This is a genomic window from Stenotrophomonas sp. Steno-Z10-BAI, from assembly GCF_056393115.1.
Genome location: NZ_JBWJOZ010000003.1, coordinates 42,096 through 56,469 on the forward strand (window position 1 = coordinate 42,096; position 14,374 = coordinate 56,469).

The following is a 14,374-nucleotide window of genomic DNA, read 5'->3' on the forward strand; positions in this document are numbered from 1 at the left end:
TGATGTCCCGCTTGCCCTCCCTGTATATCTCCCACGGCTCGCCGATGACCGCGCTCAACCCCGGTCTGGTCGGCGAGCGCCTGGCGGCGCTGGCGGCGCGCCTGCCGCGTCCGCGCGCGATCGTGATGGCCTCGGCGCACTGGCTGACCCATCAGCCGGCGGTGGGCGGGCATGCCCAGCCGCCGACCCTCCATGATTTCGGCGGTTTTCCGCAGGCGCTGTTCGATCTGCAGTACCCGGCGCCGGGCGACCCCGCGCTGGCGCAGGAGATCGCGCAGCGGCTGACCGCGGCCGGCCTGCCGACCGCGATCGACCCGCAGCGCGGTCTCGACCACGGTGCCTGGGTGCCGCTGCGCTTTCTGTACCCGCAGGCGGAGATCCCGGTCGTGCCGCTGGCGATCCAGCCGTTGCTTGGGCCGGCCCATCAGTTCGCACTGGGCCGCGCGCTGGCACCGCTGCGCGAGCAGGGCGTGCTGTTGATCGGCTCAGGCAGCATCACCCACAACCTGCACGATTGGCGCAGCTACCCGGACGGCAAGGAAGCGCCGTATGTGCGGCCCTTCATCGAGTGGGTGGAACAGCGCCTGCAGGCCGATGACAGTGCCGCCTTGCTGGACTATCGCCGTCAGGCCCCGTACGCCGTGCAGGCGCACCCGAGCGACGAGCACCTGCAACCGCTGCACGTCGCGATGGGCGCGGCCGGTGGCGATGCGCTCGGCGCGCAGCGTATCGATGCCGGGATTGATGCCGGCTTCCTGGCGATGGACATCTATCGCTTCGACGGCGCCGACGCGCAGCAGCGCGCCGCATGAGTGCCGTGCTGTCCGCGAACTGAGCCTGGCGCGCCCCGCGCATTCGCGTGGCGGCGCACGTGTGGTACGTTTTTTCCTGTTTCCGGCGCCGGCTGCCTGCAGCCTCCCCCGCGCTGCTTACTGGAAAATGCATGCATACCATTGAAGTCGTCCTGGCGATGCTGGTGGCGGTGGTCGCCAGCGGCTACCTGGTCCGCGTATTGCCGTTGTCGCTGCCGCTGCCGCTGGTGCAGATCGGGCTGGGCGCGGTCATAGCCGGGGTGTTCAACCGCGGCCACGCGCTGGAGCCGGAGATGTTCTTCCTGCTGTTCCTGCCGCCGCTGCTGTTCCTGGATGGCTGGCGCATCCCCAAGCAGGGCCTGTTCCGCGATAAAGGCGTGATCCTGGAGCTGGCCTTCGGGTTGGTGGTGTTCACCGTGATCGGGGCCGGCTTCCTGATCCATTGGATGATCCCGGTGATGCCGCTGGCGGTGGCGTTCGCGCTGGCCGCGATCATCTCGCCGACGGACCCGGTGGCGGTCAGTTCGATCGCCTCGCGCGCGCCGATCCCCAAACGGCTGATGCACATCCTGGAAGGCGAGTCGTTGCTCAACGATGCCTCCGGCCTGGTCTGCTTCCGCTTCGCGGTGGCGGCGGTGATGACCGGCTCGTTCTCGCTGGCGACCGCCTCGCTGACGTTCCTGTGGGTGGCCGTGGCCGGGCTGGCGATCGGTGTCGCGGTGACGCTGGGCGTGTCCACCTTCCAGCGCTGGCTGTGGCGGCGCTTCGGCGAGGAGCCGGGCGCGGCGCTGCTGGTCAACCTGTTGATTCCCTTCGCGGCCTACCTGCTGGCCGAAGAGTTCAACGCCTCGGGCATCCTCTCGGCGGTCGCTGCGGGCATCACGATGAGCTATGTGGAACTGAGCGGCCGCGTGTCCGGCAGCATGCGCGTGCAGCGCACGGCCGTGTGGAACATGCTGCAGTTCAGCTTCAACGGCATCATGTTCGTGCTGCTCGGCGAGCAGCTGCCGGGCATCGTGGAGCGCGCGATCAAGACGGTCAGCGAAAGCGGGCATCACAGCGCGTGGTGGCTGCTGGTCTACGTGGTGGTGATCAATCTGGCGCTGGTACTGCTGCGCCTGGCCTGGGTGTGGCTGTCGCTGCGCTGGAGCCTGTTGCGCGCGCGCCATCGTGGCGAGGCGCGGCAGGGCACGTCCTGGCGGATCGTGGTGGCCACCTCGGTGGCGGGTGTGCGCGGTGCGATCACCCTGGCCGGCGTGCTGACGCTGCCGCTGTTCCTGCCCGATGGCAGTGCCTTCCCGGCGCGCGATCTGGTGATCTTCCTGGCCGCGGCGGTGATCCTGATCTCGCTGGTCGGCGCCAGCATCGCGCTGCCCCGCCTGCTCAAAGGGCTGGAACTGCCGGCCGATTCGGGCGAACGCAAGGAAGAGGATCTTGCCCGCAAGCTCGCCGCCAAGGCCGCGCTGGCCGGTGTGGAGCGCACGCGCCAGCAGCTGGTGCAGAACCAGACCACCGAGAACGTGCAGCTCTACAACGACGCCGCCTCACGGGTGAGCCTGCTGTACCAGCGCAACCTGGAGAAGGACGCCGGGCCGGATGCCGATCCGGACAAGGTGAAGCGGATGGAGCAGGGCTACCGCCAGCTGCGCACCGCCGGGCTCACCGCCGAGCGCGAAGAGCTGTTCCGCCTGACCCGGCGCGGCAAGATCTCCGATGAGATCTCGCGCAGGCTGATCCGCAATCTGGATCTGCTGGAGACGCGGCAACGCGATTGAGGCCGCACCGTGCCACGGGTGGAGCCACCCCATGGGTGGCTGCGCGGACCCACTGGAACCCACGCGTCCGGGACGAAGGGCAGCCACCCATGGGGTGGCTCTACCCCGGCACACGTGGATCAGGCGTCCGGCTTCTGATCCAGGAAGTAGGCCACCACGGTGCCCTTGATCTTGATCGTCATCGGGTTGCCGCGGCGGTCGCGGGCCTTGCCGGCCTGCACGCGGATCCAGCCTTCGCTGACCGAATACTCTTCAACGTTGTCGCGCTCGACATCGTTGAAACGGATGCCCACGCCGCGCTCCAGCGCAGCGGCATCGTGGAAGGGGCTGGCCGGGTTGATCGCCAGGTGATCGGGAGGGGTATCGCTCATGGTCACAGGATGCTGACGACCACCAAGGCCGCCTTCTGCCGTACAGGATAAACCGCAGCGGGCCCTGCGCCGAATTTCGCTTCCTGCCAACGCCCTTGCACGGCAGAATGCGCCCCTGTCTCCAGGAATACCGGCCATGCCCGACAACAGCGATTATTTCGACTTCGAAGAAGAGGAACGCGATTTCGACGAGGACGATTTCGAGGCGCGGATCTGGAATCTGTTCGTGCTGATCAACCCGGGCGATGAAGAACTGGCCCTGCAGCAGTTCAACCGCTGGCGCGAGGCGCTGCTGGAGAGCGGCGAAGGCATCGATGAGGACGCCGACTGGCTGCCGCCGATGATGGCGGCGATTGCCTGGCAGTCCGGGTTCGAGGTGGAGCGCAGCGATGCCGATGCGCTGATGTCGGCGGTCAACGAGCTGTCCGCGCGCTGGAACCTGCAGATCGACTGGGGCGGCGACCTGGACGATGAGGATTTCGCCGCCGGGGTGGATGCCCCGATGCTGATGGGCACCGCCCATGACCGCCTGCGCGAGCACAACTACGCGCTGTGGAGCGTGGATACCGGCAATGACACCCTGGCCGGGTGGATGGCGCTGAACCGCGATGACGATGCGATGCTGGCGCTGTGCTCGCTGCTGGGCGTGGAAGTGCGGCCGGGCAGCGATCCGTTCTGAGGGCGCGATTGCGGTCTGCGTGTGCCGACCAACGGTCGGCACCTACGCCTGATACTGGCCGCGCGCGTTTGAGATCACGGCTTTGACCAGCGCACGGTCCGTATGCCGTGAAATGGCCTGTGCGCCCAGGGCAATCGCCTGCAGGCGCAAGGGGGCGGGCACGTCGTAATGCGCCCCGCTGCGGCGGTTCTGGAACGCCCGCCGCGGAATCCCGAGCTGCGCCGCCATGGCGTGCAGCTCGGGCAGGGTGTCGGCCATCAGATGCGCCCAGCGCTCGCCGCGCCAGGGATGTACCGCATCGTCGATATAGACCGTCACCGGATCGCCGTGGCTCAGGCCTGCGGCTTGTCGTCGCTGGCGGCCGGGGCCGGCTCGCCATCGGCTTCGGCAGCAGCGTCGGTCACGATCTCGGCGTCTTCGGCCTCGTCGTCACCTTCGCCTTCCACGCCTTCGAACTCGGAGACCAGCTGCGACAGGTACTCGTCGGCGGTCTTGCCTTCGTCAGCGGCCAGGTCGTCGATCAGCTGCTGCAGCTGGGTCGAGTACTCCAGGTTGACCTTGCGGCCTTCCTTTTCCTGGACGTTGGACAGGTGCTTGAGCATGGCCAGCATCGGGACCGGGTTGTCGGCGTTGCCCATGGTCTGGCCGCCGATGGCCAGCAGCCACTCGGTGCCCTGCAGGCCGATCGCAGCGACGACCTGGCCTTCTTCGTTGGTCAGCACGGCATGGTTCTGCACCGGCTGCTGGGCGTTGAGGCGGTTGATCGGGCGCTTGGGCTGCTGCTTCTTGCGCTTGTCGCGCTTGGCCTTGGACTGCTTGGACATGGGTGCGGTCTATCTACAAAAGGAAGACCCCATTGTAGTGCCGGCCGCCGGCCGGCTCCACGGATTCCCTGAATTTCCCTCTGCCGCTGCCGCCGCGCCGCTCAAGGCGCGACAGCCGGCGCCAGCGTCGCCTGGATATCGGCGTCGGCAGCGGTGGGCGACAGCGCCACTTCCTGCCCGGCACCGGCCAGGGCCGCCGCTTCGGCCGCCTTGGTCATCACCACGATGCTGATCCGGCGGTTGATCGGGTTGTCCGGCTGGGTCTTGTCGAACAGCACCGAGGAGGACAGGCCGACCACACGGGTCACCTTGTCTTCGGTCATGCCGCCATCCAGCAGTGCACGCCGGGCGGCGTTGGCGCGATCGGCACTTAGCTCCCAGTTGCTGTAGCCGTGGGCGGCGTTGTAGGCGGTGATATCGGTATGGCCGGTGATGCTGATCCGGTTCGGCACGTGATTGATGAACTGCGACAGCTCGCGCAGGATCTCGCGCGTATACGGCTTGAGCGAGGCGCTGCCCATGTCGAACATCGGGCGGTTCTGCTTGTCCACGATCTGGATGCGCAGGCCTTCGGGAGTGAGGTCGAGCAGCAGCTGGTCCTTGAACGGCTCCAGTGCCTGGCTCTTGCTGATCGCTTCTTCCAGCTCCTGCTTGAGCGCTTCCAGCTGGCGTTTTTCGCGCTGGCGCTCGTCTTCCTGCGGCACCGGCCTGGAGGCCTGCTGGTTCTGGAAGGGATCGTTGCTGTTGCCGCGCGAGATGTCGGTCGCGCCGCCCAGCTTGATCATCGAGGTACTGGCGCCGCCCGGGCCGGCCATGCCCGGGGCCGGGGTGGAACTGCTGCCGGCCAGCGGGCTGGGGTTGCGGAAGTACTCGGAGATCGCTGCGCGCTCGGGCTTGCTGGTGGCGGCCATCAGCCACAGCACCAGGAAGAAGGCCATCATCGCGGTCACGAAGTCGGCATAGGCCACCTTCCAGGCACCGCCATGGTGCGCGGCGTGGCCGGCCTTCTTGACCCGGCGGACGATGACGGTGGGTTTGGTCTCGGCCATGGCGCTGCCTTACTTGACCGTCTTGAGGTGCTGTTCGAACTCGCTGAAGCCCGGGCGCACGTTGGACGGCAGGGTCTTGCGGGCGAATTCCAGGGCGATCTTCGGGTTGTAGCCGCGCAGGCAGGCCAGCAGGGCGGTCTTGACCGATTCGTAGATGCGCGCGTCCTGTTCGGCACGGGCTTCCACGGCCGAGGCCAGCGGGCCGACGAAGCCATAGGCCAGCAGGATGCCCAGGAAGGTACCGACCAGCGCGCCGGCGACGTGCGCACCGACCTCGGTGATTTCCCCGCCGATCGAACCCATCGTGATCACGATGCCCAGCACGGCGGCGACGATGCCGAAGCCAGGCAGGCCGTCGGCGACCTTGTTGAGCACGGCGGCCGGCTGCATCGCCTCGCCGTGGTGCTTCTCCAGCTCCAGCTCCAGCAGCGGTTCCAGCTCGTGCGGCTCGATGTTGCTGCCGATCATCAGGCGCAGGCAATCGGTGATGAAGTCGACCAGGTGGTGGTCGGCCTGCACCTTGGGGTAATTGGCGAAGATGCTGCTCTCGGCCGGGCGCTCGACGTGGTCTTCCAGCGCCATGAAGCCTTCGCGCCGCGCCTTGTTGAGCAGTTCGTAGAGCAGGCTGAGGACGTCGATGTAGTCCTGCTGCTTGTAGCGCGGGCCCTTGAACACGCCCACGGTGGCCTGCAGGGTCTGCTTCACGGTTTTGACCGGGGTGCCGACGAGGAACGCGCCCAGCGCCGCACCGCCGATGATCACCAGTTCATAGGGCTGCCACAGCGCGCCGAGTTTGCCGTGCGCGCCGACATAGCCGCCCAGCACGCTGAGGATGACGACGAGAAGTCCAACGATGATGAGCATGGGGCCGACGCGGGAAGGGGATACCTCCATGTCGGCCCCTTCACACCTTTTCTGAAGGGGGGCGGTCGCTCGATGTCACACTTTTCCTGATTCAGGCGGCCGGCTCGGCTTCCGCACCACCGCGCTGCAACGGATCCGGATAGGCCTGCCCGTTGGGCGTGAACGATAGCGAGACCGAGTTCAGGCAGTGGCGTTCATGGGTCGGCGGCGGGCCATCCGGGAAAACATGGCCGAGATGGCTGTCACACCGCGCACAGACGATCTCGGTGCGGACCATGCCATGGCTGGCGTCGCGGATCTCGCGGACATGGGCCGGATCGAAGGGCGCGAAGAAGCTCGGCCAGCCGGTGCCGGAGTCGAACTTGGTGCTGGAGCGGAACAGCGGCAGGCCGCACAACCGGCAGCCGTAGACCCCGTCCTGCTTGTTGTCCAGGAAGACCCCGCAGAACGGTGCTTCGGTGCCGTGATGCAGCAGCACGCGCTGCTCATCGGCGCTGAGGCCGGCCACCAAGGCCTGGCGCTGGGCGTCGGTAGGCGGGGAAAGGTCGAAAACGGTCATGGGCAGTCCTCGTGGGGATGCACTCTACATTGGGTCGTGGGCGGGGCGTTCCAAGCGGGCGACATTCATCGTGCTGATACCCGTGGCGGTGCATGGTGAAGACCTGAACCGCCGCCGGGAGATCGCCATGTACCGCCCACGTCGCCTCGCCGCTGCCTTGCTGGTGCTGCTGCCGTTGACCGCGGCCGCGCAGATCGGCCCGCCGCCCACCCCCACCGCGACGCGGCCGGTGGTCACGCCGCAGCGCGCGCCACAGCCCCCGGCCGTGCAACCGGTGCCGGTCGACAGCCTGTCCGACAGGATGGCCCCGGTGAAGTCGTCCTCGCAGACCCAGCAGCAACTGCGCACGCACCCGATCCAAAGCAAAGGCCCGGCGCAGCCCGCACCGATGCAGGGTCCGGCCGTGCAGAGCAAGGTCTACGACCGCCACGGCCGGATCCTTCCGGGGGTCAAGCAGGTAGGCCCGAACCGCGTGCTTGATACCCGCACCGGCCGCTATTACGACGCCGTCCCCAGCGGTGACGGTCAACAGATCAAGCCCTGACTGTTGGAGTGGCAGGCCGGCAACATGAATGGTTTACATCGCTGCCCGCGCAGTCATCCCCGTCAACGCAAGGCCTCACTGTTTTTTCGCCTGTGATTAACCGGATCGGCGGGACCCTGTACACGCGCCGCAACACAGGCGCATCCCCCGAGGTTTTTCGAGAAGAGTGCAATCATGGCTAACCAGCAGAACCGCAGTCCCGGCAAGACGCCGCAGGAGCAGCAGGGCAGTCAGCAACAGAACCAGAAGCCCGGCCAGCAGAACCAGCAGCAGTGGGACCAGCAGAATCAGAAGGGCGGCAAGCAGCAGGACCAGAAGCATCAGGACCAGAAACAGCAGCGCTGATGCGCTTGGCACAATGAACGAAGGCGGTGCGCACATGCGCGCCGCCTTTTTGCGTTTCAGCCACGCAGCTCAGCACGCGACCGGCTCAATCGGGAATCGGCAGGGTCAAGGTTTCCTTGACCTCTTCCATCACGATGTAGCTCTTGGATTCACGCACGTGCGGCAGGGTCAGCAGCGTGCTGCCGAGCAGCTTGCGGTACGAGGCCATCTCGCTGATGCGCGCCTTGAGCAGGTAGTCGAAGTCGCCCGAGACCAGATGGCATTCCAGCACGTTGGGCAGCTTCAACGCCGCGCGCCGGAACTCTTCGAAGATGTCGCCGGATTTGTAGGCCAGGCTGATCTCCACGAACACCAGCAGGCTGGCCTTGAGGTAATGCGGATCGAGCTTGGCGTAGTAGCCGGTGATGGCCCCGTCGCGCTCCAGCCGGCGCACGCGCTCGGTGCACGGCGTGGTCGACAACCCGACCCGCTCGCCCAGTTCGGTGAAGGAGATCCGGCCCTCGGCCTGCAGGATGCGCAGGATCTTGCGGTCGATCTTGTCCAGTTCGCGGGCGCGCGTGGCCATCGGCGTCAGCCTCTCGAGGATGTTGGCGAGACAATACCCTGCCTGATGCTGGAAAAACAGGCGAATTGATTGGTTGCGGCTGACTATACTTCCTCAATTATGGTCCCGGCGTGCTCCTGCGCAGGGAATGATCGGGTTGGAGGGGTGTCATGCGCGTTCTAGTCCTTGGCAGCGGTGTGATCGGCACGACCAGTGCCTGGTACCTGCGGCAGGCCGGGTTTGAAGTCACGGTCGTCGACCGCCAGCCCGGTCCGGCGCTGGAAACCAGTTTCGCCAACGCAGGCCAGCTGTCGTTCGGCTATACCTCGCCATGGGCCGCGCCCGGCGTGCCGCTCAAGGCGGTCAAGTGGCTGTTCTCCGAACATGCCCCGCTGGCGATCCGCCCGGGCCTGGACTGGCACCAGTACCGCTGGCTGGCGCAGATGCTGCGCAACTGCACGCATGAGCGTTATGCGATCAACAAAGCGCGCATGGTGCGCATGTCCGAATACAGCCGCGATTGCCTCAACGAGCTGCGCCGAGAGACCGGTATCGCGTTCGAAGGCCGCGACCTGGGCACGACCCAGCTGTTCCGTACCCAGCAGCAGCTGGATGCCTCCGCGCAGGACATCGAAGTGCTGGCCCAGTACGGCGTGCCGTATGAGGTGCTCGACCGCGACGGCATCATCGCTTACGAACCGGCACTGGCGGGCGTGGCCGACAAGCTGGTCGGCGCGCTGCGCCTGCCGCGCGACCAGACCGGCGATTGCCAGCTGTTCACCCGTCGCCTGGCGCAGATGTGCGTCGATGCCGGGGTCGAATTCCGTTTCGACCAGGACATCGCGGGCCTGCAGAGCGATGGCGACCGCATCACCGGTGTACGCATCGACGGCAAGCTGGAAACCGCCGATCACTACGTCGTCGCGCTGGGCAGCTATTCGCCGTCGCTGGTTGCGCCGCTGGGCCTGCAGCTGCCGGTGTACCCGCTCAAGGGCTACTCGCTGACGCTGCCGATCACGGATCCTGCGATGGCCCCGACCTCGACCATCCTGGATGAAAGCTACAAGGTGGCCGTGACCCGTTTCGACGACCGCATCCGCGTGGGTGGCATGGCCGAGGTGGGCGGGTTCGACCTGTCGCTCTCGCCGCGCCGCCGCGCCACGCTGGAGAAGGTCGTGCGCGACCTCTATCCGGACGGCGGCGACCTGTCGCGCGCCGAGTTCTGGACCGGCCTGCGCCCCGCCACGCCGGACGGCACCCCGGTGGTCGGCGCCACGCCGTACCGCAACCTGTTCCTCAATACCGGCCATGGCACGCTGGGCTGGACCATGGCCTGCGGCTCCGGCCGCTACCTGGCCGACCTGATGGATGCCCGCCAGCCGCAGATCAGCACCGAGGGCCTGGATATCTTCCGCTACACCCACCATGCCGCGTCCGTCCGTCACCGTGAGCCGAGTTCATGCGCCCAGCCCGTGCGTTGATTGATCTGGACGCGCTGCGCAGCAATTACCGGCTGGCACGCGAACTGGGAGGCGGCAAGGCCGTGGCCGTGATCAAGGCCGATGCCTACGGGCACGGTGCAGTGCGCTGCGCGCGCGCGCTGCACGCCGATGCCGATGCGTTCGGCGTGGCCTGCATCGAGGAAGCGCTGGAACTACGGGCGGCCGGCATCACCGGCCCGATCCTGCTGCTGGAGGGCTTCTTCGATGCCGGCGAACTGCCGCTGATCGTTGAGCACGACCTGTGGTTCGCCGTTGGCGCACCGTGGCAGGTCGAGGCGGTCGCCGCGTTCCAGACCACCGCCACGCTCACCGTGTGGTTGAAGCTGGACAGTGGCATGCATCGCCTGGGCCTGTGGCCTGACGAGTTCCGCGCCGCGCACGCCACGCTCAGTGCGCTGGCGCATGTCGGGCCGATGGTGCTGATGACCCACATGGCGCGTGCCGACGAACTGGACAGCCCGCGCACCCGCGAGCAGGCCGACGTCTTTGCCGCCGCCATCGAAGGCCTGGCCGGGCAGACCAGCCTGTGCAACTCGCCGGCGCTGCTGGGCTGGCCGGAGGTGCGCAGTGACTGGGTGCGCCCGGGCCTGATGCTGTACGGGATCAACCCGATGCCGGCGCATACGACGCTGACCGAGCGGCTGCGCCCGGTGATGACCATGCGGTCGAAAATCTTTGCCGTGCGCGACATCGCGGTCGGCGAGCCGGTCGGCTATGGCGCGCGCTTCGTCGCGCAGCGGCCGACCCGGGTCGGCGTCGTGGCACTCGGCTATGCCGATGGCTACCCGCAGTTCGCGCCCAACGGCACCCCGGTGCGCATCGACGGCCAGTCCGGCATCGTGATCGGTCGTGTCTCGATGGACATGCTCACCGTGGATCTCACCCACCTGCCGCAGGCCGGGATCGGCAGCACGGTGACACTGTGGGGCGATGCGCCGCGCATCGAGGCCCTGGCGCCGCTGTGCGGGGTCAGTGCCTACCAGCTGCCGTGCGGCGTGAAGCGGGTGGTGCGCGAGTACACCGGCTGAGGGATGGCTCAGGTACTCGCCGTGGCCTCATTGCGCAGATCGCGCCGGATCCAATCATCCAGCAGGCGCTTCTCGTAGCGCAGCGGATCGGTGTCGCTCTGCCGGCCGATGTTGTGCAGGTAGCCGGTGTCCTGCAGCTTGCGCTCGCCTTCGCCGATCACCTTGCCCTGTGCATCCTTCAGGGTGTAGGTCAGGGTCACGCGCGGGGGGTAGATATCGCGCATCACCCGGATGTCATTGGCGCGCGGGCCGTGCCACGGCTCGTAATCGCCGGCGCGCTTGATGTCGGTGAAGGTCACCTCCAGCGTCTGGCCGGGCTGCAGCGCCTTGCTGGCGGTGGTCTGCACGTATTTGGCCAGCTGCTGCACCCAGTCACCGCGTTCGGCTTCAAAGCGGTTGTTGCTCAGGCGGATCTCGGTGAACTGGGCCGGGTCGGTCCACGTCACCTGGACAGGACCCTCCGCCTTGAGGGCGCGCGGGGCCTGCGGGTCGGTCACGGTGCGCGGGGCCGCCGCGACGCTGCCGATGAGCAGCAGGCCGGCCAGGGCCCCGGCGATCAGGGATGTGCGGTTCATGACAACTCCTGGGTCGCGATCACAAGTGGGATCAGGCACCCAGTGTGATCCTGATCCGGGTGAGGGACAATCCACGCGTGTATGCTCCGCCTCTGCGGTTGGCGCCAATTCACCCAGGCCGCCCCCCACCCACGGCGCTTGACGCTGCGAATACGCGCGTTGGCCGATCCTGTCCTCCTCTGTTTCGCCAGTTGCCTCATTGACGCCCTTGCCCAGCCTGCCCACCTCTACGTTGGAACGCGCCTCCTTCCTGGCTTCATCGCCGGATCCGGCCCTGTATCGCACGGTACTTGAGCGCCTGAATGCGGGGTTCTGCACCATCGAAGTGATCTTCGACGATGCCGGGGTGGGTGTGGACTACCGGTTTGTCGAGGTCAACGAGGCCTTTTCACGCAATACCGGGCTGAGCAACGTCTGCGGACAGCGGATGAGCAGCCTGCAACCCGGCCATGAATCCGACTGGTACCGCACCTATGGCGAGGTGGCGCGTAGCGGGCAGGCACGGCAGTTCGAGATGGAAGCGCGCGCGCTGAACCGGTGGTACTCGGTGGAAGCGGTCAGCGTGGGCGAGCCTGACGAGCCTCTGGTGGCCGTGGTGTTCTTCGACATCACCAATCGCAAGCACATCGAGGTGGAACTGGCCGAAAGCGAGGCGCGCTTCAGCGCGCTGGCCGATGGCCTGCCGATGCCGGTCTGGGTGCTGGATGAGCGCGGCCATTCGCGCTTCGTCAATAGTGCCTTCAGCGAGTTTTTTGGAGGCGATGAGCAGCGCGTGCCGGATGATGTCTGGCGTGGCCTGGTGCATCCCGACGATGCTTCGGTGTTCGATTACGAACTGCAGGAGGCGCTGAAATCGCAGCGCTCCATGCATGCGCTGGTCCGCGGCCGCCGCGCCGATGGCCAATGGCGCTGGCTGGAAATGAACGCGCGGCCGCGCTTCTCGCGGATGGGCCGTTTCATCGGCCTGGCCGGCAGCAGTCCGGATGTGACCGAGCGCCGCGAGATCGAAATGGCGCGCGAGGAACTGCTGCAGTCCGAACGTGCGGCGCGCAGCGCGGCCGAGAACATGGCGCGGTTGAAGGATGAATTCCTGGCCACGCTCTCGCACGAGCTGCGTACCCCGCTGACCACCATCCTGGGCTGGAGCGAACTGCTGCTGCAGCGCATCGACAACACCAGCCCGATGTACAAGGGCCTGGGCGTGATCGCCAACAGTGCGATGGCGCAGAAGCGGCTGATCTCGGACATGCTGGACCTCAGCAGCATGTTGCTGGGCAAGGTGCAGCTGGAAGTGGAAATGCTGGATCTGCGTGCGCAGCTGGAAGAGGCGATGCGCGCGCAGGAGCTGGTCGCCGAAGGCAAAGCGTTGTCGATGGAGCTGGTGATGCCTGACGAGCCCTGCCTGGTGCTCGGCGACGCCACCCGCCTGCAGCAGGTGCTGTGGAACCTGCTCTCCAACGCGATCAAATTCACCCCGGCCGAGGGGCGCGTGGTGCTGACCCTGGCTGCCGATGGCGGGCATTGGTCGATCACCGTGACCGATTCCGGTGACGGCATTGCGCCGGAGTTCCTGCGCCATCTGTTCAGCCGGTTCCGCCAGGCCGACGGCACCACCACACGCCGCCACGGCGGATTGGGGCTGGGGCTGGCGATCGTGCAACAGCTGGTGGAACTGCACGGCGGCGCGGTGGCGGCCAGCAGCGACGGCCACGGGCACGGGGCCAGCTTCAACGTGCGCCTGCCGCGCTATCAGCCGCAGGCCGATGGCCGCCCGTTGCGCGAAGTATTCAGCGGCCCGATCACCGAGCAGATCATCGAGCCGTATCCGCTCAGGGGCCTGCATCTGCTGGCCGTGGAAGACCAGCCCGAAGTGCTGGAGTACCTGCGGCGGCTGCTGGAAGAGCAGGGGGCCTCGGTCACCACGGCCTCCTCCGCCGGCGAGGCGCTGGCGCTGCTCAATGAGAATGGCCATGACGGCATCGATGCGCTGCTGACCGATATCGGCATGCCCGGCATGGATGGTTACGGGCTGGTACGCACCCTGCGCGACAACATGGGCGTCGAGCCGGAGGCATTGCCTGCTGTCGCGGTGACGGCGCTGGCACGTGCGGACGACCGCAAGCGTGCGTTGGCGTCGGGCTTCCAGGAGCATGTGGCCAAGCCGTATTCGGTGGCGCAGCTGGTCGCCGCTGTACGCGGTGTCCTGAGCGGTACGCGCTGAGTCCTGCGTTGGCGGCGTGTTGACGCCGCCGCGGGCACACTGGGGCGTACGCCACAGGAGTCGCCATGTCCCGTTACGCCCCCCGCATCCATACCGATCCGGCCGCCATCGCGGCGCTGGAAGCCCTGCTGCCACAGCTGCACGGCCAGACCCAGGTCGAACTCACGCTTGAGGATGGCAGCCGCCTGCTGGGCACCGTCGCGGTGCAGCCGACGCTGCAGCAGTACCGCGACGCCGAGGAGAACGAAGGGAGCAATGGCCAACTGCGGTTGGACGATCTGGATACCCCTGTGCAGCAGCACGTGGTGTGGCTGGACCAGATCACCGCCATCCGGCAGCTGCCCTACCGCGAGTGATCGCGGCGGGCAGGTGCGGGTGGGGCAGGGCTCAGTGGGTGAATTCGCTGGGTTCGGCCTCGAAGCGGCGCGCGTAGGCCCGTTCATCGGCGATCCGGGCTACCTCTTCATCGGCCAGGTCCGGGGCGCCATACACCGCATAGGCCACGCTGCCATCGGCGGTCTTGCCGACCTGATGCAGGCGGTAGCGGGAATGGCCGCCGCCGGTGTCTTCGGGGTAATGCACCGGTGGCTGGCTGCCCTCCATGTCCATCTCGCTGTTGTCGACTACGCCACCGACAAACAATGCACGCATGAGCCATCTCCACGGGAAGTGAGGCTCCACC

General features: G+C 67.0%; 18 protein-coding genes. 9 read left to right on the forward strand and 9 right to left on the reverse strand.

From position 1 onward, the window contains the following. Positions 1–2 precede the first annotated feature (2 nt). Both AC06E9_RS09055 and AC06E9_RS09060 read left to right on the forward strand, forming a co-directional pair. Positions 3–812, forward strand: coding sequence for a dioxygenase family protein (locus tag AC06E9_RS09055; RefSeq protein ID WP_478055945.1), 810 nt, complete (start codon positions 3–5; stop codon positions 810–812). A 131-nt stretch (positions 813–943) separates the two neighbouring features. Beyond that, positions 944–2,587 carry a Na+/H+ antiporter gene (locus AC06E9_RS09060; RefSeq protein WP_121042433.1) on the forward strand — a complete coding sequence of 548 codons (1,644 nt, stop codon included), beginning with the start codon at positions 944–946 and terminating at the stop codon, positions 2,585–2,587. Positions 2,588–2,706: 119 nt separating this feature from the next. Here AC06E9_RS09060 and AC06E9_RS09065 read toward each other — a convergent pair whose 3' ends face one another. Then, on the reverse strand, positions 2,707–2,958 hold the full coding sequence (locus tag AC06E9_RS09065; RefSeq protein ID WP_088432755.1) for a DUF3297 family protein: 252 nt from the start codon (positions 2,956–2,958) through the stop codon (positions 2,707–2,709). Positions 2,959–3,094: 136 nt separating this feature from the next. Between AC06E9_RS09065 and AC06E9_RS09070 the strand changes: the two genes are divergently transcribed. After that, the gene (locus tag AC06E9_RS09070; RefSeq protein ID WP_121042435.1) at positions 3,095–3,637 is read left to right on the forward strand and encodes a DUF6630 family protein; all 543 of its coding nucleotides are present in this window, start codon (positions 3,095–3,097) and stop codon (positions 3,635–3,637) included. A 42-nt stretch (positions 3,638–3,679) separates the two neighbouring features. Here AC06E9_RS09070 and AC06E9_RS09075 read toward each other — a convergent pair whose 3' ends face one another. The 5 genes from AC06E9_RS09075 to msrB form a co-directional block, all read right to left on the reverse strand. Beyond that, the gene (locus AC06E9_RS09075; protein WP_121042437.1) at positions 3,680–3,955 is read right to left on the reverse strand and encodes a DUF4031 domain-containing protein; all 276 of its coding nucleotides are present in this window, start codon (positions 3,953–3,955) and stop codon (positions 3,680–3,682) included. A 14-nt stretch (positions 3,956–3,969) separates the two neighbouring features. Continuing rightward, complete coding sequence (locus AC06E9_RS09080; protein ID WP_121042439.1) at positions 3,970–4,461, reverse strand: hypothetical protein; 492 nt, start codon at positions 4,459–4,461, stop codon at positions 3,970–3,972. A 101-nt stretch (positions 4,462–4,562) separates the two neighbouring features. Next, positions 4,563–5,510 carry a flagellar motor protein MotB gene (motB, locus tag AC06E9_RS09085; protein ID WP_121042441.1) on the reverse strand — a complete coding sequence of 316 codons (948 nt, stop codon included), beginning with the start codon at positions 5,508–5,510 and terminating at the stop codon, positions 4,563–4,565. Positions 5,511–5,519: 9 nt separating this feature from the next. Then, positions 5,520–6,374 (reverse strand): flagellar motor stator protein MotA, encoded by an 855-nt coding sequence (gene motA, locus AC06E9_RS09090; RefSeq protein WP_088432758.1) that lies wholly within the window; start codon positions 6,372–6,374, stop codon positions 5,520–5,522. A 91-nt stretch (positions 6,375–6,465) separates the two neighbouring features. Then, positions 6,466–6,933, reverse strand: coding sequence for a peptide-methionine (R)-S-oxide reductase MsrB (gene msrB, locus AC06E9_RS09095; RefSeq protein ID WP_121042443.1), 468 nt, complete (start codon positions 6,931–6,933; stop codon positions 6,466–6,468). Between the two features lie 127 nt (positions 6,934–7,060). Here msrB and AC06E9_RS09100 point away from each other — a divergent pair, with 127 nt between their 5' ends. Together AC06E9_RS09100 and AC06E9_RS09105 are read left to right on the forward strand one after the other, a co-directional pair. Next, the gene (locus AC06E9_RS09100) at positions 7,061–7,477 is read left to right on the forward strand and encodes a classical arabinogalactan protein 4 (RefSeq protein ID WP_121042837.1); all 417 of its coding nucleotides are present in this window, start codon (positions 7,061–7,063) and stop codon (positions 7,475–7,477) included. Between the two features lie 174 nt (positions 7,478–7,651). Next, a complete protein-coding gene (locus AC06E9_RS09105; RefSeq protein ID WP_121042445.1) occupies positions 7,652–7,822 on the forward strand; it encodes a lana protein in 171 nt (56 codons plus the stop codon). A gap of 85 nt (positions 7,823–7,907) precedes the next feature. Here AC06E9_RS09105 and AC06E9_RS09110 read toward each other — a convergent pair whose 3' ends face one another. After that, positions 7,908–8,387 carry an Lrp/AsnC ligand binding domain-containing protein gene (locus AC06E9_RS09110; RefSeq protein WP_046272909.1) on the reverse strand — a complete coding sequence of 160 codons (480 nt, stop codon included), beginning with the start codon at positions 8,385–8,387 and terminating at the stop codon, positions 7,908–7,910. Positions 8,388–8,536: 149 nt separating this feature from the next. On the opposite strand from AC06E9_RS09110, the gene AC06E9_RS09115 reads away from it, so the two are divergent. Further along, positions 8,537–9,847 (forward strand): D-amino acid dehydrogenase, encoded by a 1,311-nt coding sequence (locus tag AC06E9_RS09115; RefSeq protein WP_478050305.1) that lies wholly within the window; start codon positions 8,537–8,539, stop codon positions 9,845–9,847. Beyond that, entirely contained in the window at positions 9,826–10,896 is a 1,071-nt protein-coding gene (alr, locus tag AC06E9_RS09120; protein ID WP_478055946.1) for an alanine racemase, read from the forward strand. Before AC06E9_RS09115 ends, alr begins: the two co-directional genes overlap by 22 nt. Before the next feature lie 8 nt (positions 10,897–10,904). Here the strand turns inward: alr and AC06E9_RS09125 are convergent, their stop codons facing one another. Then, a complete protein-coding gene (locus tag AC06E9_RS09125) occupies positions 10,905–11,471 on the reverse strand; it encodes a DUF3016 domain-containing protein (protein WP_478055947.1) in 567 nt (188 codons plus the stop codon). A 217-nt stretch (positions 11,472–11,688) separates the two neighbouring features. Between AC06E9_RS09125 and AC06E9_RS09130 the strand changes: the two genes are divergently transcribed. Together AC06E9_RS09130 and AC06E9_RS09135 are read left to right on the forward strand one after the other, a co-directional pair. Further along, the gene (locus tag AC06E9_RS09130; protein ID WP_478056045.1) at positions 11,689–13,692 is read left to right on the forward strand and encodes a hybrid sensor histidine kinase/response regulator; all 2,004 of its coding nucleotides are present in this window, start codon (positions 11,689–11,691) and stop codon (positions 13,690–13,692) included. A gap of 65 nt (positions 13,693–13,757) precedes the next feature. Further along, positions 13,758–14,048: a DUF3247 family protein gene (locus AC06E9_RS09135; RefSeq protein WP_121042456.1), complete on the forward strand. Its 291-nt coding sequence runs from the start codon at positions 13,758–13,760 to the stop codon at positions 14,046–14,048. A 31-nt stretch (positions 14,049–14,079) separates the two neighbouring features. On the opposite strand, the gene AC06E9_RS09140 is transcribed toward AC06E9_RS09135, so the two are convergent. Next, complete coding sequence (locus AC06E9_RS09140; RefSeq protein ID WP_121042458.1) at positions 14,080–14,343, reverse strand: hypothetical protein; 264 nt, start codon at positions 14,341–14,343, stop codon at positions 14,080–14,082. Positions 14,344–14,374: the final 31 nt, after the last annotated feature.